The organism is Lelliottia sp. CFBP8978, assembly GCF_034046055.2.
Classification (GTDB): domain Bacteria; phylum Pseudomonadota; class Gammaproteobacteria; order Enterobacterales; family Enterobacteriaceae; genus Enterobacter.
On record NZ_CM188253.1, the window covers coordinates 3849912 to 3866770 of the forward strand.

At 54.2% G+C, this 16859-nt stretch carries 20 protein-coding genes; 9 read left to right on the top strand and 11 right to left on the bottom strand.

The genetic code is table 11. The annotated features are described in order from the left end of the window. Positions 1-16: 16 nt before the first annotated feature. A complete protein-coding gene (gene rsmI / locus SOM82_RS18015) occupies positions 17-883 on the bottom strand; it encodes a 16S rRNA (cytidine(1402)-2'-O)-methyltransferase (protein WP_154126384.1) in 867 nt (288 codons plus the stop codon). 62 nt (positions 884-945) lie between these two features. Here rsmI and SOM82_RS18020 point away from each other — a divergent pair, with 62 nt between their 5' ends. From SOM82_RS18020 to dolP, 4 genes are read left to right on the top strand one after another with little or no spacing between them, the layout of a single operon-like run. Continuing rightward, positions 946-3096, top strand: a complete 2151-nt coding sequence (locus SOM82_RS18020) for a penicillin-binding protein activator (protein ID WP_320460895.1) — start codon at positions 946-948, stop codon at positions 3094-3096. Further along, the gene (locus SOM82_RS18025; protein ID WP_154126386.1) at positions 3054-3449 is read left to right on the top strand and encodes a YraN family protein; all 396 of its coding nucleotides are present in this window, start codon (positions 3054-3056) and stop codon (positions 3447-3449) included. The genes SOM82_RS18020 and SOM82_RS18025 overlap by 43 nt, the downstream gene beginning before the upstream one ends. A gap of 22 nt (positions 3450-3471) precedes the next feature. Continuing rightward, on the top strand, positions 3472-4062 hold the full coding sequence (diaA, locus tag SOM82_RS18030; protein ID WP_003861754.1) for a DnaA initiator-associating protein DiaA: 591 nt from the start codon (positions 3472-3474) through the stop codon (positions 4060-4062). A gap of 9 nt (positions 4063-4071) precedes the next feature. After that, positions 4072-4647, top strand: a complete 576-nt coding sequence (gene dolP, locus SOM82_RS18035; RefSeq protein WP_154126387.1) for a division/outer membrane stress-associated lipid-binding lipoprotein — start codon at positions 4072-4074, stop codon at positions 4645-4647. Positions 4648-4857: 210 nt separating this feature from the next. Here the strand turns inward: dolP and SOM82_RS18040 are convergent, their stop codons facing one another. The 4 genes from SOM82_RS18040 to SOM82_RS18055 form a co-directional block, all read right to left on the bottom strand. Continuing rightward, positions 4858-5307 carry a hypothetical protein gene (locus tag SOM82_RS18040; RefSeq protein ID WP_320460896.1) on the bottom strand — a complete coding sequence of 150 codons (450 nt, stop codon included), beginning with the start codon at positions 5305-5307 and terminating at the stop codon, positions 4858-4860. Continuing rightward, positions 5304-5774: a L,D-transpeptidase family protein gene (locus SOM82_RS18045; protein WP_320460897.1), complete on the bottom strand. Its 471-nt coding sequence runs from the start codon at positions 5772-5774 to the stop codon at positions 5304-5306. The genes SOM82_RS18040 and SOM82_RS18045 overlap by 4 nt, the downstream gene beginning before the upstream one ends. 174 nt (positions 5775-5948) lie before the next feature. Beyond that, positions 5949-6986 (bottom strand): permease, encoded by a 1038-nt coding sequence (locus tag SOM82_RS18050; protein WP_320460898.1) that lies wholly within the window; start codon positions 6984-6986, stop codon positions 5949-5951. Positions 6987-7026: 40 nt separating this feature from the next. After that, complete coding sequence (locus SOM82_RS18055) at positions 7027-7671, bottom strand: NAD(P)H-binding protein (protein ID WP_320460899.1); 645 nt, start codon at positions 7669-7671, stop codon at positions 7027-7029. A gap of 128 nt (positions 7672-7799) precedes the next feature. Between SOM82_RS18055 and SOM82_RS18060 the strand changes: the two genes are divergently transcribed. Beyond that, positions 7800-8318: a type 1 glutamine amidotransferase domain-containing protein gene (locus SOM82_RS18060; RefSeq protein ID WP_154126392.1), complete on the top strand. Its 519-nt coding sequence runs from the start codon at positions 7800-7802 to the stop codon at positions 8316-8318. Here SOM82_RS18060 and SOM82_RS18065 read toward each other — a convergent pair. Continuing rightward, the gene (locus SOM82_RS18065) at positions 8298-8732 is read right to left on the bottom strand and encodes a YhbP family protein (RefSeq protein ID WP_320460900.1); all 435 of its coding nucleotides are present in this window, start codon (positions 8730-8732) and stop codon (positions 8298-8300) included. The two genes, SOM82_RS18060 and SOM82_RS18065, sit on opposite strands and share 21 nt — an antisense overlap. 14 nt (positions 8733-8746) lie before the next feature. On the opposite strand from SOM82_RS18065, the gene SOM82_RS18070 reads away from it, so the two are divergent. After that, entirely contained in the window at positions 8747-9088 is a 342-nt protein-coding gene (locus SOM82_RS18070) for a GIY-YIG nuclease family protein (RefSeq protein WP_154126394.1), read from the top strand. Here SOM82_RS18070 and SOM82_RS18075 read toward each other — a convergent pair. Then, a complete protein-coding gene (locus tag SOM82_RS18075; protein ID WP_320460901.1) occupies positions 9075-9578 on the bottom strand; it encodes a GNAT family N-acetyltransferase in 504 nt (167 codons plus the stop codon). The two genes, SOM82_RS18070 and SOM82_RS18075, sit on opposite strands and share 14 nt — an antisense overlap. Next, positions 9572-10096, bottom strand: coding sequence for a ubiquinone anaerobic biosynthesis accessory factor UbiT (gene ubiT, locus SOM82_RS18080; RefSeq protein ID WP_320460944.1), 525 nt, complete (start codon positions 10094-10096; stop codon positions 9572-9574). Before ubiT ends, SOM82_RS18075 begins: the two co-directional genes overlap by 7 nt. A gap of 219 nt (positions 10097-10315) precedes the next feature. Here ubiT and ubiU point away from each other — a divergent pair, with 219 nt between their 5' ends. The 3 genes from ubiU to SOM82_RS18095 all read left to right on the top strand — a co-directional run bounded on the left by ubiU (position 10316) and on the right by SOM82_RS18095 (position 13339). Next, complete coding sequence (gene ubiU / locus SOM82_RS18085; protein WP_015960579.1) at positions 10316-11311, top strand: ubiquinone anaerobic biosynthesis protein UbiU; 996 nt, start codon at positions 10316-10318, stop codon at positions 11309-11311. 8 nt (positions 11312-11319) lie between these two features. Continuing rightward, positions 11320-12198 (top strand): U32 family peptidase, encoded by an 879-nt coding sequence (locus SOM82_RS18090; protein ID WP_154126397.1) that lies wholly within the window; start codon positions 11320-11322, stop codon positions 12196-12198. Between the two features lie 133 nt (positions 12199-12331). Then, positions 12332-13339: a luciferase-like monooxygenase gene (locus SOM82_RS18095; protein WP_320460902.1), complete on the top strand. Its 1008-nt coding sequence runs from the start codon at positions 12332-12334 to the stop codon at positions 13337-13339. Positions 13340-13418: 79 nt separating this feature from the next. Here the strand turns inward: SOM82_RS18095 and mtr are convergent, their stop codons facing one another. The 3 genes from mtr to yrbN all read right to left on the bottom strand — a co-directional run bounded on the left by mtr (position 13419) and on the right by yrbN (position 16800). Further along, positions 13419-14663 carry a tryptophan permease gene (gene mtr, locus SOM82_RS18100; RefSeq protein WP_320460903.1) on the bottom strand — a complete coding sequence of 415 codons (1245 nt, stop codon included), beginning with the start codon at positions 14661-14663 and terminating at the stop codon, positions 13419-13421. A 141-nt stretch (positions 14664-14804) separates the two neighbouring features. Continuing rightward, positions 14805-16727: a DEAD/DEAH family ATP-dependent RNA helicase gene (locus tag SOM82_RS18105; protein WP_154126400.1), complete on the bottom strand. Its 1923-nt coding sequence runs from the start codon at positions 16725-16727 to the stop codon at positions 14805-14807. Continuing rightward, positions 16720-16800: a protein YrbN gene (yrbN, locus tag SOM82_RS18110; protein WP_097919743.1), complete on the bottom strand. Its 81-nt coding sequence runs from the start codon at positions 16798-16800 to the stop codon at positions 16720-16722. The genes SOM82_RS18105 and yrbN overlap by 8 nt, the downstream gene beginning before the upstream one ends. Between the last annotated feature and the right edge of the window lie 59 nt (positions 16801-16859).

Here is a 16859-nt window from a genome sequence, read left to right on the forward strand (position 1 = left end):
CTCGCCCGGTTTACCGTTAACCGTTGTCCTGCTGCTCCAGAGCATATTTATACAGCGCGTTCTTTTTCACGCCGTGAATTTCAGCGGCAAGCGCAGCGGCTTTTTTCAGTGGCAGCTCGGTTTGCAACAGTGCCAGCGTACGCAGCGCGTCGGCTGGCAGCGCATCTTCCTGCGCCTTATGGCCTTCAACAATCAGCACCATCTCGCCTTTGCGGCGGTTTTCATCTTCTTTCACCCAGGCCAGCAATTCTCCCACGGGTGCGCCGTGGATCGTTTCCCAGGTTTTAGTGAGCTCACGCGCCAGTACCACATAGCGGGCTTCCCCCCACACAGCGACCATATCCTCTAAACTTTCCAGCAGACGGTGGGTGGACTCATAGAAAATCAGCGTCCGCGGTTCCGCTTCCAGTTCTTTCAGCGTGTCACGGCGACCTTTGGATTTTGCCGGTAAGAAACCTTCGTAGCAGAAGCGATCCGACGGCAGGCCCGCCGCACTTAAAGCCGCAATCGCCGCGCACGGCCCCGGCAGCGGTACCACGCGGATACCGGCTTCACGACAGGTGCGAACCAGGTGGTAACCGGGATCGTTAATCAGCGGCGTTCCGGCATCGGACACCAGCGCAATGTTCTGCCCCGCCTTGAGTTTATCCACCAGCATCTGCGCTTTTTGTTGCTCATTGTGATCGTGTAATGCGAACAAACGAGCGTTGATGGCGAAATGTTGCAGCAACAGGCCGGTGTGGCGGGTATCTTCAGCGGCAATTAAATCAACGGCTTGTAAAACGGTGAGTGCACGTTGGGTAATATCAGACAAATTCCCGATAGGAGTAGGTACAATATAAAGCTGGCCTTGAGAATTATCTGCCGTTTCGTGTTGTTTCATTGTTTAGTCCGTATTGCCGATTTAATATTGAGCATTGCCTAAAAAATATCACTGGATACAGTATGGTACCGTTAACGTTTCTTCGAACAAAAGCTTCGCGCAGCCTTCCTGTCGTGCTGGCAGCCTTACTCTTTGCAGGCTGTGGCACCCAGGCGCCCGATCAAACTGCTGCCCATATGCAGGGGACTGCGCAGGCTGATTCCGGCTATTATCTGCAACAAATGTCGCAGAGCTCAGATGATACCAAGACCAACTGGCAATTACTTGCCATTCGTTCACTGCTGAAGGAAGGCAAGACGCAGCAGGCGTCCGAACTGTATAACCAGCTGCCGCAGGATTTGAACGACACCCAGCGTCACGAGCAATCCCTTCTCTCCGCTGAACTGAAAATTGCGCAGAAAGATTACCCGGCGGCGAAAAAGATCCTGAGCGACATCGACGTCAAAGCGCTGGAAAACAATCAGCAAGCGCGCTACTGGCAGGCAATCATTGCCACCGAGCAGGGGCGTCCTTCACTGCAACTCCTTCGGGCTTTAATTGCTCAGGAGCCGTTACTGAACGCGGCGGATAAGCAGAAGAACATTGATGCGACCTGGCAAGCACTCTCCGCGATGACGCCGGAACAGGCGCAGACCCTGGTGATCAATGCCGACGAAAATGTGCTGCAGGGCTGGCTGGATTTGCAGCAGATGTGGTTCAACAACCGCAGCGACCCAAAGATGCTTAAAGCAGGGATCACCGACTGGCAAACGCGTTATCCGCAAAACCCGGGCGCGAAAATGCTGCCGTCGCAGCTGGTGAATGTGCAAAACTTCAAACCCGCCTCCGTGAATAAGATCGCCCTTCTGCTGCCGCTCAACGGCCAGGCGGCGGTATTCGGTCGCACCATTCAGCAGGGCTTTGAAGCGGCAAAAAATGGCACGACGGCGGTAGCCGGGAATGCGATTCCCGATCAGTCCGCCCAGGCCGCGAACGTGAATGACGTCATTAGCCCGTCTGCGGCGGAAACCAGTGATTTAACGACTTCGCAAGCGCCTGCACAGGGCACGATGCAGAATCCGGTCACGGCGCCAACCACTCCTCCGGCAGCCGCGCCAGCGCCAGAAGCGCAGGCACAGACCCCGGCGCAAGCGCCAGCAGCCCCGGCAACCGATGTCGCTGCGCCTGCGCCGCAAACCGCCGCACCGGAACAGCAGCCCGCCGCGCAGCCACAAACCGTGGCCGCAACCACAGCGAATCCAGGCGCTGAGCTAAAAGTTTACGATACCAGCTCGCAACCGCTCGATCAGGTTCTGGCGCAGGCCCAGCAGGACGGGGCCAGTATTGTTGTCGGTCCGCTGCTGAAAAATAACGTCGAAGAGCTGATGAAGAGCAATACCTCGCTGAACGTGCTGGCACTCAACCAGCCGGAGCAGGTGCAGAATCGCGCAAACATTTGTTACTTCGCCCTTTCACCGGAAGATGAAGCTCGCGATGCCGCGCGCCATATCCACGAGCAGGGAAAACAAGCTCCGCTGCTGCTGACTCCACGTAGCGCACTGGGCGACCGCGTGGCGAATGCGTTTGCCCAAGAGTGGCAACAGCTGGGCGGCAGCGTAGTACTTCAGCAGAAATTTGGTTCCACCTCGGAACTGAGAGCGGGCGTCAACGGCGGGTCGGGTATCGCCTTGACCGGCAGTCCGGTTTCTGCAAGCCTGCCGCAACAGCAGAGCGTCACTATCGGCGGACTGACCATTCCTGCGCCACCGTCCGATGCACAAATTAGCGGTGGCGGCAAAGTGGATGCGGCGTATATCGTCGCCACGCCAGAGGAGATCGCCTTCATCAAGCCGATGATCGCCATGCGCAACGGCAGCCAGAGCGGCGTCACGCTGTATGCCAGCTCGCGCAGCGCGCAGGGGACGGCCGGTCCGGATTTCCGTCTGGAGATGGATGGTCTGCAGTACAGCGAAATCCCGATGCTGGCAGGCAGTAATCCGGCACTGATGCAGCAGGCGCTGAGCAGCGTGCGTAACGACTACTCTCTGGCACGTTTGTATGCAATGGGTGTCGATGCGTGGGCGCTGGCTAACCACTTTACCCAGATGCGCCAGGTGCCAGGCTTTGAGCTTAACGGCAATACCGGCGATCTGACGGCCACTCAGGATTGTGTGATTAACAGGAAGTTATCATGGCTCAAATACCAGCAGGGGCAGATCGTCCCGGCCAGTTAAGCCGTAAGCAGACTGGCGACGCGTGGGAGTTAACAGCGCGTCGCTGGCTGGAAGGCAAAGGACTGCGTTTTATCGCCGCCAACGTTCGCGGACGTGGCGGCGAGATTGACCTGATCATGAAAGAGGGTCAGGTCACCGTGTTTATTGAGGTGCGTTTCCGACAGTCGTCCTTCTTTGGTGGCGCTGCCGCCAGCGTGACGCTCGCCAAACAACGAAAATTATTACACACTGCCCGCTTGTGGCTCGCCCGCCATAATGGGAGTTTTGATACTGTGGATTGCCGGTTCGATGTGGTAGCCTTCACCGGAAACGACATTGAGTGGTTTAAAAACGCCTTTGGCGAAGACGTATAAAACAAAGTTTTAAAGGGATAACGTGCTCGAAAGAATTAAGGTTTGTTTCACAGAAAGCATTCAAACTCAGATTGCAGCGGCGGAAGCCCTCCCGGATGCTATTTCTCGCGCAGCGATGACGCTGGTGCAGTCCCTGCTGAATGGCAACAAAATCCTCTGTTGTGGTAATGGCACGTCAGCCGCCAACGCACAGCATTTTGCTGCCAGCATGATCAATCGCTTCGAAACAGAACGCCCAAGTTTACCTGCCATTGCACTTAATACCGATAATGTGGTCTTAACGGCTATCGCCAACGATCGTCTGCATGATGAAATATACGCAAAACAGGTGCGCGCCTTAGGCCATGCCGGGGATGTTCTGCTGGCGATTTCCACGCGGGGTAACAGCCGTGATATCGTCAAAGCCGTTGAAGCTGCTGTAACGCGCGATATGACTATCGTTGCGCTGACGGGCTATGACGGTGGCGAACTGGCCGGGCTTCTCGGTCCGCAGGATGTGGAAATTCGCATTCCTTCTCATCGCAGCGCGCGTATTCAGGAAATGCACATGCTGACAGTGAACTGCTTATGCGATCTGATTGATAACACGCTTTTCCCTCACCAGGATGATTAAGGAGTTCTAATGAAGGCATTAACGCCCCTCGCAGTCCTTATTTCTGCGCTTCTGCTTCAGGGATGTATTGCTGCGGCTGTGGTTGGTACTGCAGCCGTTGGCACCAAAGCGGCAACTGACCCACGCTCAGTGGGAACCCAGGTGGATGACGGTACGCTGGAATTACGCGTAAACAGCGCCCTGTCCAAAGACGAACAGATCAAGAAAGAAGCGCGTATTAACGTTACGGCTTATCAGGGCAAAGTGCTGTTGGCAGGCCAGGCGCCCAATATGGAGCTCGCCACGCGTGCGAAGCAGATCGCCGTGGGTGTAGAAGGCACAACAGAAGTGTTCAATGAAGTGCGCCAGGGCCAGCCGATTGGTCTGGGAACCGCGTCTTCTGACACCTGGATCACCACTAAAGTGCGCTCACAGCTTTTGGGTAGCGATCAGGTGAAATCCTCTAACGTGAAGGTCACCACTGAAAACGGCGAGGTCTTCTTGCTCGGACTGGTTACTGACCGTGAAGGCAAAGCCGCCGCCGATATCGCCAGCCGCGTCAGCGGCGTGAAGCACGTCACCACCGCGTTTACATACATTAAGTAACTTTATCGCTGCCCTCTCCCTGTGGGGGGGCAGTAAATCATCAATAACGCCCATTCGAATGGATGTTTGAAAGTCAGAAAAGTTACACTAAAGTGGCTTTCTCTAACTCTCCAGATGGCTTGCGCTCCAGCTCATTATTATTGAGAAACATATTCCACGAAAAATAATTAGTGGAGCATTGCCCCACTAATATATCACTATCAATATTGGCTAAAGTGTTTTATTTTCAGCACCTTCGGTATCAAACTCTTTTATTACCTGCTTTGCTGATTGGCCTATTTTATTACAAATGAGGGTTTCACCTTGCGGGCAGCGCATGGAGGAATTTTTGATTATTAGCTCAATATCCTCTCCATTTGCTGTAGTATTAATATGTTTTAGCATCCACTTTTCAAAATCAGGATTATTCTTTTCAACTTGCAGCAATTGTGGAAAATCTTCCCAGTGCCTTGCAAGCAAAACGCTAACAGCCGTTGACACCCCTTCTGCTAAGTACCCCTCATCGCATTGTTTAAATTTATTAAAAAATGAAGCTACATCATTCCAGGTTTGCAACGGGATTGTGGCATCAGCCGCATTGAAGTCTTCGTCTGAACACTCTTCGGCGTAAACGGAACCTGATATTATTATCAATACGAGGAGAAGAAAAATAGATTTCATATCCAGTACATTCCGGCTGGAACATCAATATTTTCTTTATTGAGATTAGGTTTCATCTTTGACGGGCCGCTACTATTCAGCACCTCTATAGTCGAAAGTGGCGAGTTTGACATATAGTCTTTAATTTTTTGCATGGCTTCATCTGTGGTGCGAATACATCCCATAGTCCAGTGCTGTGGACCTGGCACTCGGGGATTGTGAGCCTGACCTGAATGCACGCCTACACCACGATGCCCAGGATAATTAAAGCGAATAATTCCGTAGGCCCCATATGGTCCATCAGCATTATCACCAGGGTGTAAGTGTGGTGTTCTTGTATCCTGAATCGAATAAGTACCATTATTTACATGCCGCATGGTCGCTGTAGAATCAACATTGTTATAAGCCTCCCATATGCCAATAACATTATAGTCGCCATCTAAAAGCGAAAGCCGGTGTGTTAATCCGTTATAAATAAGTCGTGACATCGTCGAAATCCTTTCTTAGGTATATATGAAGGGATAACTACACTCCTTATTTCTCACAAGAGTTAAGTTATTCGTGCCTTAGCGTGTATAAAAACGGTGTAGTTTTCCCCTCCCCACTTTGGGGAGAGGGCGTAAATGACACATAGCGAATGCGCGCCACACCATCCGAGGTGATTACAACAGCGCGATACTTCCTGTTATCACCCCACTCACGATGACCAGCACACCGGTCAGCCACAGCGCTTTTGCCGGGAATGATTTGCGCAGCATAATTAACGACGGCAGACTCACCGCTGGCAAGGTCATTAATAGCGCCAGCGCAGGCGCGGTTCCCATCCCCGCAAGCATCATGGTTTGCACAATCGGAATTTCGGCGGCGGTCGGGATAACGAATAAACATCCGGCTACCGCCATCGCAATAACCCACAGCAGCGTGTTATCGATCGCGCCATCCGCATGCGGGAACAACCAGACGCGTGCCGCACCCAGAACCAGCACCGCCAAAATGTAGACCGGGATGGTACTCCAGAACAGCTGCCAGAGCGCTTTGCCCCAGCGGGTAAAGAAATCACCTTGTGGCTCAGGCGCGCTCATCTCTGTCGCCACAGACTGTACCTCTTTTTCTCTGACCAGGGACTGCACCAGAGAGGCGACAATCAGCACGGTAAGCAATCCGGCAACCAGGCGGATCAGCGCAAAATGCCAGCCCAGCACGAATCCCATAAACACCAGCGTAGCGGGGTTGAGGAGAGGATTACCCATCCAGAAAGCCAGCGCGCCGCCCATCGACACCTGCTGGCGCCGCATGCCTGCCGTAACAGGCGCGGCACAGCAGGAACACATCATTCCCGGCAGCGAAAATAGCGTCCCCAACAGAGTTCCCTGAAAGCGCGGCTGTCCGAGGGTGCGCATGAGCCAGTTGCGTGGAATAAGTACCTGAATCAGCGATCCCAGCAGCACGCCCAACACAGCGGCTTTCCATACGGCCAGGAAGTAGACCATGGCGTAATCCCATGCCGCCTGCAGTGGACTGGCGTCCGCCTGCGCAAGAATAGATTTGCCAATGTTATGTGTTTCGGCGGCAGTAAACGCTTTGCCGTAATAGGGCTGCCATTTCACATACCAGAGACCAATAATAACGACGATGAAAAAGAGTGCGGGTTTCCACCACTGAAATGGCGTTGCCGCCTGAGATGAAGACTGACCAGTCATAGCATTCCCCGGGGAGTGTGATTAATTTTGCCCGGCGAGTTTACGCCTCGCCTTTGGCAATATCACGCAGTTTTGCCGAGGGAATAATATTGACGCCTTCCTGCGCCGGGGACATCGCCTCTTTGAGCATCGCCCGCGCCACATCACGTGCATCGATTGATTTCCAGTTCCCGGGAAAAAGCTGGAACAATGGAGCAAACAGCGATTCGCTGAAGCGATGCTTTTCACGATCGCCCATCAGCATCGAAGGACGCACTATGGTGAGCCGGTCCCATTTCTGCGCCATCAGCGCCTCTTCCATTTGTCCTTTTACCTTGTTGTAAAAGAACGGCGAACGGGGGCTCGCGCCCATCGAACTCACCACCAAAAAATGAGTGGCTCCGAGTTTTTTAGCCGTTAATGCCGTGTCTATCACCAGCGTATAGTCGGCATGAATGAACGCCTCTTTGCTTCCGGCTTCGCGTCGGGTCGTCCCCAGACAGCAAAAGGCGATATCAACGGGATCCTTCACCTGGGCCAGCGCATCGGTCAGCTGCGGATCGTGAGGATTGAACACACCCGGAATATCGGCCAATGGACGACGGGTCGGAGCCGCGATGTAATTTACCCGCGGATCCTGGATCAGCATCCGCAGTAAGTGCCCACCCACCAGCCCGGTTGCACCTGTTAATAATACCTGGCTCATCTTTTCTCCTTTGCAGATTAGTCCGTTTGCGATTTCAGCCTGCTCAACCACACTTAGAAGTCTGTTACGGGTAAGTATTTACCACAAACAACGAAAAATCTGTCTGAAGCCAGAACAATGGAGGAAACATGAGCAAGAAAATAGCCGTCTTGATTACCGACGAGTTTGAAGACTCAGAGTTCACCTCTCCTGCCGAGGCGTTCCGCAAAGCGGGGCATGAAGTCGTTACGATTGATAAGCAAGCAGGGAAAACGGTGAAAGGCCATAAAGGTGAGGCCAGTGTCACTATTGATAAATCCATTGATGACGTGACCCCGGCACAGTTTGACGCCCTTCTGCTGCCTGGCGGCCATTCTCCGGATACGCTGCGAGGCGATGAGCGCTTTGTGACGTTCACGCGCGATTTTGTTGCCAGCGGCAAACCGGTCTTTGCTATCTGTCACGGGCCACAGTTACTGATTAGCGCTGAAGTGGTGCGAGGCCGTAAGCTGACCGCCGTCAAACCGATCGTCATCGATCTTAAAAATGCGGGCGCGGATTTTTACGATCAGGAAGTGGTGGTTGACCACGATCAGCTGGTGACCAGCCGAACGCCTGACGATCTGCCCGCATTTAACCGCGAAGCGTTACGCCTGCTCGGCGCGTAACCAGTGACGTTTTTTACCAAAGCCCAGCGTGTTGTCGGTGAATTTTATTTCGTCGAGACGAATTTCCCAAACGGGCGCTGACAACGCAAGGGCAACAGGAAAGCGACGCATGTAGTGCTGACGCATGGCGTTGCTTTCCTCCCCCTCCAGACGACGGATCTCACCTTTAAATTGCACGCCACGAATCAGTGCGACGTTCTTAGGCTGCCCGTTTACCGTCCCGGCGACTTTGGCTTGCTGGCCGGTCATTTGCGCATGCCGCGTTTTATCTTCACTTAACAGATAAAATGCGACCTTCACCGGATCGTAATAATAAAATGCATTCGCACACCACAGCTCATCGTCCTGATGGACACACCAGGTCACGACATGCTGCTTTGCCAGCCAGCGGTTAATGGCAGCCAGAGTTTCCATTTTCGTTCTCTCTCATGCTATCTTGCGTTCACCTTAACATACTGAATAAACGTACTGTGTGCTGGTTTCTCTATCTAGTCCGAACGGCTAATAATGCGCTCTATACGGGAGTGACAACCGATGTTGCCCGGCGTTTCCTTGAGCATCAGTCGGGGAAAGGGGCCAAAGCGCTGCGGGGTAAAGGTGAACTGATGCTTGCCTTTTCGGCACCCGTTGGTGAGCGCTCACTGGCGCTGAAGATGGAATACCGCATCAAGCAGATGACGAAGCGCCAGAAAGAGCGCCTCGTCGCCGGGGATGGTTCGTTTGAGGCGCTACGTGAGAGCCTGCAAACGCTGGCGGTTAAAAGCGATTGAAGTGGTCGTGATACTCCACAAGACCATTCACGCCATTAAACGCATCGTCGGCCAGACGGTGCACCTGAAATGCAGACTCGGCTCCCGGCCAGCGACAGTGTAGATCGTAATCGGCAGCCGGTTCGAAGCCTAAGCGTCCATAGAACGCCGGATCGCCCAGTGCCACGACCGCCGCGTAGCCAAACTCATTCAGTGAATCCAGCCCTTCATACACTAATTTCCGTGCCAGACCCTGACCGCGATAGTGTTCATCTACCGCCAGCGGCGCCATTCCGACCCACTGGAGTTCCTCACCCTGAACAGCCACCGGACTGAACGCCACATAACCGATCACCTGGCCTTCGTCATCCGTTGCCACCAGCCCCAGCGTGATCAGTCCGTCTTCACGGAGATCGTGGACCAGTCGGGCCTCGCCGTCCTCAGGGAACGAACGACGTAATAATGCATCAATACCAGGAGCATCAATCCCAATTTCAACTCGAATCAGCATGGCTCACCTACTGAAGTGTGTTTACTTTCAGGCGGGTTTTTCAGACCAGCCTCAACAAAATCAGCCATTTGCATCAGCGCCGTGCGCAGCGGCTTAGGCATCTGATCCAGCTCAATGGCGTCCATTAAATTTTTGACGTACAGGCCCAGCTCGGTATCGCCTTCAATGACCAGACGGCGCTGGAAAAAGAGTGTGTCCGGGTCCTGTTTACGCGCGGCGATCATCAACAGATCGCTGGCGTTCGCGCTGAAACTGACATCCGCGATGGCTGATTCACTGACGATCAGCCGATCGTTCTCAACGGATGTAAACCAGCGCAGTCCAATGTCACGTACTTCAATACTCAGCCAGCGGCCTTCGAGAAACTCCAGCTCGCCCTCTTCAAGGGCCTGCCGAAATTGCCAGCTCAGCACTTGCTGCAGAAGCTGACGCTTAAGGGCGAACGGCGTGAGTTTTACCGGCACGCTCAGCATTGATGGACCAAATTGTACGAGTCGTGAACGCAGTTTTTCCAGCACGAGCTTTACTCCCTGATAGCGATAATCCCGATATTTTGCCATATACGGCGGCGGCCGTAGCGGCGTAAATCAACAAACCGTCTTCCGGTATCATTCATTATTGGTGTCATCAATACGCCATTAACTGCCTTAAATCAAAAATTGTCGCGTGGAGGTTAATTAAACTCCCCGTTCGTTAACAATTTTGTGCCCTCTGGGCAGCGAACGTCAGGATAAATTATGGAGCTGCTCTGTCCAGCCGGAAACCTTCCGGCACTTAAAGCGGCCATCGAAAACGGTGCCGATGCGGTCTATATCGGGCTGAAAGATGACACCAATGCCCGTCATTTTGCGGGTCTCAACTTCACGGAGAAAAAACTCCAGGAAGCGGTGAACTTCGTTCACCAGCATCGCCGCAAGTTACATATTGCCATCAATACGTTTGCGCATCCTGATGGCTATGCGCGCTGGCAGCGCGCCGTGGATATGGCGGCACAGCTAGGGGCGGATGCGTTGATCCTCGCCGACCTCGCTATGCTGGAGTATGCCGCAGAACGCTATCCGCATATTGAGCGCCATGTCTCTGTTCAGGCCTCGGCCACCAACGAAGAAGCCGTCCGCTTTTATCATCGTCACTTTGACGTCGCCCGCGTGGTGTTACCGCGCGTGCTGTCTATTCATCAGGTTAAGCAACTGGCGCGCGTCTCGCCAGTGCCACTGGAAGTTTTTGCCTTCGGCAGCCTGTGCATCATGGCTGAGGGCCGTTGCTACCTCTCATCCTATTTAACCGGCGAATCGCCGAACACCGTTGGGGCATGCTCCCCTGCCCGCTTTGTCCGCTGGCAGCAGACGCCGCAGGGGCTGGAATCACGCCTGAACGATGTGCTGATCGACCGCTATCAGGATGGCGAAAATGCGGGCTATCCGACGCTGTGCAAAGGCCGTTATCTGGTGGACGGCGAGCGTTATCACGCGCTGGAAGAACCGACCAGCCTCAATACCCTGGAATTACTTCCGGAGCTACTGGCGGCCAATATCGCCTCCGTCAAAATTGAAGGCCGCCAGCGCAGCCCGGCGTACGTCAGCCAGGTGGCGAAAGTGTGGCGTCAGGCGATTGATCGCTGTATGGCTGACCCGCAGAACTATGCGCCGCAGCCGGCCTGGATGGAGACCCTCGGGGCAATGTCCGAAGGCACGCAAACTACGCTTGGTGCGTATCACCGTAAATGGCAGTGAGATAACTCATGAAATATTCATTAGGACCGGTGCTCTATTACTGGTCAAAAGAGACGCTGGAGGACTTTTACCAGCAGGCGGCGGCCAGTAGCGCCGACACGATTTATCTCGGTGAATCGGTGTGCAGCAAGCGTCGGGCAACCAAAGTGGGCGACTGGCTGGATATGGCGAAAAGCCTCGCCGGCAGCGGCAAGCAGGTGGTGCTTTCAACGCTTGCACTGGTGCAGGCGTCATCGGAACTGGGCGAGATTAAACGCTACGTCGAGAACGGTGATTTCCTGCTGGAAGCGAGCGATCTTGGCGTGGTGAATATGTGCGCCGAGCGCAAACTGCCGTTTGTCGCTGGGCATGCGTTGAACTGCTATAACGCTGTCACGCTGCGCCTGCTGCTGAAACAGGGGATGACGCGTTGGTGCATGCCGGTGGAGCTGTCACGAGACTGGCTCATTAATTTGCTGAATCAATGCGAAGAGCTGGGTATTCGCGATCGGTTCGAAGTGGAAGTACTGAGTTACGGGCATCTGCCGCTGGCGTATTCCGCGCGTTGCTTTACCGCTCGCTCAGAAGATCGCCCTAAAGATGAGTGCGAAACCTGCTGCATCAAATATCCCAACGGGCGCAGTGTGCTGTCGCAGGAAAATCAGCAAGTCTTTGTGCTTAACGGCATTCAGACCATGAGCGGCTATGTTTACAACCTGGGCAACGAATTAACATCGATGAAAGGCGTCGTGGATATGGTGCGCCTGTCACCGCTGGATACTGACGTGTTTGCGATGCTGGATGCGTTTCGCGCCAATGAAAACGGGGCCGCGCCCCTACCGCTGACAGCAAACAGCGACTGCAACGGTTACTGGAAACGTCTCGCCGGGCTGGAGCTACAGGCCTGAATTTACCCAAAATCATTTAAGCTGTCGCCAGACAGCAGCTTAAGGGTTGACGCGTAAAAGCTCACTTTGTTAACAACGGTTATTAAATTTTAATGCAATATTAAAAGATTCACCGTCGACAAAGTGAGCTGCTATGACAGATAAATCCATTCCCTTTTCGGTGCTCGATCTGGCACCGATCCCTGAAGGCTCCTCTGCAGGAGTGGCCTTTTCTCATTCTCTGGATCTTGCTCGTCTCGCTGAACAGCGTGGATATCATCGCTACTGGCTGGCGGAGCATCACAATATGGTGGGTATCGCCAGCGCCGCGACTTCGGTGCTGATTGGTTATCTGGCAGCGAATACCACCACGCTGCATCTCGGCTCGGGCGGCGTGATGCTTCCGAACCACTCCCCGCTGGTGATCGCTGAGCAGTTTGGTACGCTGAATACGCTCTACCCAGGGCGAATTGATTTAGGGCTTGGACGTGCGCCTGGCAGCGATCAGCCCACCATGCGCGCGCTGCGTCGCCATATGAGCGGCGATATTGATAACTTCCCGCGTGACGTGGCAGAGCTGGTGGACTGGTTCGATGCGCGTGATCCCAATCCGCAGGTGCGGCCGGTTCCAGGCTATGGCGAAAAGATCCCGGTGTGGCTATTAGGCTCAAGCCTCTACAGTGCACAGCTGGCGGCCCAGCTCGGCCTGCCTTTTGCCTTCGCTTCTCACTTTGCTCCGGATATGCTGCACCAGGCGCTGCATCTCTATCGCACCCACTTCAAACCGTCCGAACGGCTGGAAAAACCGTACGCGATGGTCTGTATCAACATCATCGCCGCCGACAGCAACCGCGATGCGGAATTCCTCTTTACCTCGATGCAGCAGGCTTTTGCGAAGCTGCGCCGTGGCGAGAGCGGACAACTCCCGCCGCCGGTGGAGAATATGCATCAGCTATGGTCAGCGTCGGAACAGTACGGTGTGCAGCAGGCGTTGAGTATGTCGCTGGTGGGCGATAAGGCTAAAGTACGTCATGGACTGGAGTCGGTTCTGCGCGAAACGCAGGCGGATGAGATTATGGTTAACGGCCAGATTTTCGATCATCAGGCCCGTCTGCATTCGTTTGATCTGGCAATGCAGGTGAAAGAGGAACTGCTGGGCTAGTCCGTCGTTAAGCTCTTCATCTCTCTTCAGAGAGAGGGACAAAAAGCCCGGTAAGCGTCACGCCTGCCGGGCTTTTTGTTTACTGATACACCGGCAATAGATCAAAGCTCGACAGAATATGGACCAGTGCGTTGCCGACACCAAAGACCAGAATCAGCGCAATCATCGGCTTTCCGCCCCAGACGCGGAATTTTGGGCTACCGAAGCGTTTACGTGATTTTCTTGCCAGCAGCGCCGGAACGATCGCCGCCCAGATGGTGGCTGCTAAACCAGCATAACCAATGGCATACAGGAAACCGTTCGGCCAGAGCAGACCACCCACAATCGGCGGCAGGAAAGTCAGCAGTGCGGTTTTCAAACGCCCGGTTGCGGAATCATCAAAGCCAAAGAGGTCGGCCAGGTAGTCAAACAGGCCCAGGGTCACCCCCAGGAATGAACTGGCCACCGCGAAGTTGGAGAAGACGACCAACAGCAGATCCAGGCTACGGCTGTTCAGCACGCCGCTCAGCGCCTGCACCAGCACATCAATGTTACCGCCCTTCTGGGCGATACCGATAAAGTCAGGGCGCGGGATATTGCCCATCGTCCCCAGCAACCAAATCACGTACAGACCCAGCGCCAGCAGCGTACCGTAAACCAGGCAGCGAATAATGGTGCGAGGATCTTTGCCGTAATACTTCATCAGACTCGGTACATTGCCGTGATAACCAAACGATGCCAGACAGAACGGCAGAGTCATCAGCAAATACGGTGAGTATGATGCGTGGCTTTCTGCCACGTTAAACAGTGTTGCTGGTGTGACGTGCCCCAGCAGGCTTCCGAAGGTCAGAAAGAAGGTGATGACCTTGGCGCCCAGTACGATGGCGGTCATGCGACTCACCGCTTTGGTGCTCATCCAGACGATAAACGCCACTGCCAGCGCGAAGACCAGTCCCGCGAGGCGTGCCGGAACGTTCAGCGACATTTCGGAAAACGTATGATGCAGTATCGAGCCACTCGCAGAAATGTAGGCGTAGGTCAGTATGTAAAGCACGAAGGCAATAGAGATGCCATTCACGACGTTCCATCCTTTACCCAGCAGATCTTTGGTGATGGTGTCGAAGCTCGACCCGATGCGATAGTTCAGATTAGCTTCGAGGATCATCAGCCCGGAATGCAGCATGCAAAACCAGGTAAACACCAGCGCTGCCAGCGACCAGAAGAACCACGCACCGGACATGACCACCGGCAGAGAAAACATCCCTGCACCAATAATCGTCCCGCCGATAATCACCACGCCGCCAAGCAGCGAAGGTGACGTTTGAGTGGTGGTTAGTGTCGCCATACAGCCATTTCTCCAGTTGATCATTTTGCTACTGCATTTTAATGTGTCGCACTGTACCAGTACGATAGTACAAATGGAATAAAAAAAGCCCCGATAGTCTTTATCGGGGCTGTAATGATTACTTTACGCTGAAACTACGCTTTACGCGTCGCGACGACGGCTGGTGCCTTCTTCACGACGTGGACCACGGTTTTCACGACGTTCACCGCTGAAGCGACCTGCACCGGCTGGTGCTGCGCCATCACGACGAGGACCACGACCGCCTTCACGACGCTCGCCGCCGCCGAAGCTACGACGTTCGCCCGCTGGACGATCGCCTTCACGGCGAGGACCACGATCAGGACGCGGCTGGGCATCGCCCATCAGCTGCATATTCATCGGCTTGTTCAGGATGCGGGTGCGAGTAAAGTGCTGCAGAACTTCGCCCGGCATGCCTTTTGGCAGTTCGATGGTAGAGTGAGTACCGAACAGCTTGATGTTACCGATGTAACGGCTGCTGATATCGCCTTCGTTAGCGATAGCGCCAACGATATGACGAACTTCAACACCATCATCACGGCCAACTTCAATGCGGTACAGCTCCATATCGCCAGCGTCACGACGCTCACGACGTGGACGGTCTTCACCGCTACGCTCAGGACGGTCGCCACGTGGGCCACGGTCATTACGATCGTTACCACGACGTTCGAAACGCTCATCACGCTCACGGAACTCACGCTTAGGACGCATCGGAGCATCAGGCGGCACGATCAGAGCGCGTTCGCCCTGTGCCATTTTCAGCAGCGCTGCAGCCAGAGTTTCGATATCCAGCTCTTCACCTTCCACGGTCGGCTGGATTTGCGCCAGCAGTGCGCGGTACTGATCCAGATCGCTGCTTTCCAGCTGCTGCTGTACTTTCGCGGCGAATTTTTCCAGACGGCGTTTGCCCAGCAGTTCTGCGTTCGGCAGGTCTGCTTCTGGAATGGTCAGCTTCATGGTGCGTTCAATGTTACGCAGTAGACGACGCTCACGGTTCTCAACGAACAGCAGAGCACGGCCAGCACGACCCGCACGACCGGTACGGCCGATACGGTGAACGTAAGACTCGGAATCCATAGGGATGTCGTAGTTCACAACCAGGCTGATACGTTCTACGTCCAGACCACGTGCTGCCACGTCGGTTGCAATCAGGATATCCAGACGACCGTCTTTCAGACGTTCCAGAGTTTGTTCACGCAGAGACTGGTTCATGTCACCGTTCAGCGCTGCGCTGCTATAGCCGCTACGTTCCAGTGCTTCAGCCACTTCCAGGGTCGCGTTTTTGGTACGCACGAAGATAATCGCCGCATCAAAATCTTCTGCTTCCAGGAAACGTACCAGCGCTTCGTTTTTACGCATACCGTACACAGACCAGTAGCTCTGGCTGATGTCCGGGCGAGTGGTTACGCTGGACTGGATACGCACTTCCTGCGGATCCTTCATGAAACGACGGGTAATGCGACGAATCGCTTCCGGCATCGTTGCAGAGAACAGAGCGGTCTGATGACCTTCTGGGATCTGCGCCATAATCGTTTCTACGTCTTCGATGAAGCCCATGCGGAGCATTTCGTCAGCTTCATCCAGAACCAGACCACTCAGTTTAGAGAGATCCAGCGTACCGCGTTTCAGGTGATCCAACAGACGGCCTGGCGTACCGACAACAATCTGTGGACCCTGACGCAGGGCGCGTAACTGCACGTCATAACGCTGGCCGCCGTAAAGGGCTACCACGTTCACGCCGCGCATGTGTTTAGAGAATTCAGTCATAGCTTCCGCAACCTGAACAGCCAGTTCACGGGTCGGAGCCAGTACGAGGATCTGCGGTGCGCGCAGGTCCGGATCAATGTTGTGCAGCAGTGGCAGCGAGAATGCTGCAGTTTTACCGCTACCAGTCTGGGCCATGCCCAGCACGTCACGACCAGAGAGTAAATGCGGAATACATTCAGCCTGGATCGGAGATGGTTTTTCGTAACCCAGATCGTTAAGGGCTTCAAGGATAGTGGCCTTCAGGCCCAGATCTGCAAAAGTGGTTTCGAATTCAGCCATGTAGTACAAGTGCCTCGATATTAATGGCGGCCAGTCTACATAACTCGTCGTGAAAATGATTAGCAATTTTCATTGAAAAGTGTGAACCGGCTCAAAGTAGGTGTATTGACGAACAACAACGCCCTCACCAGT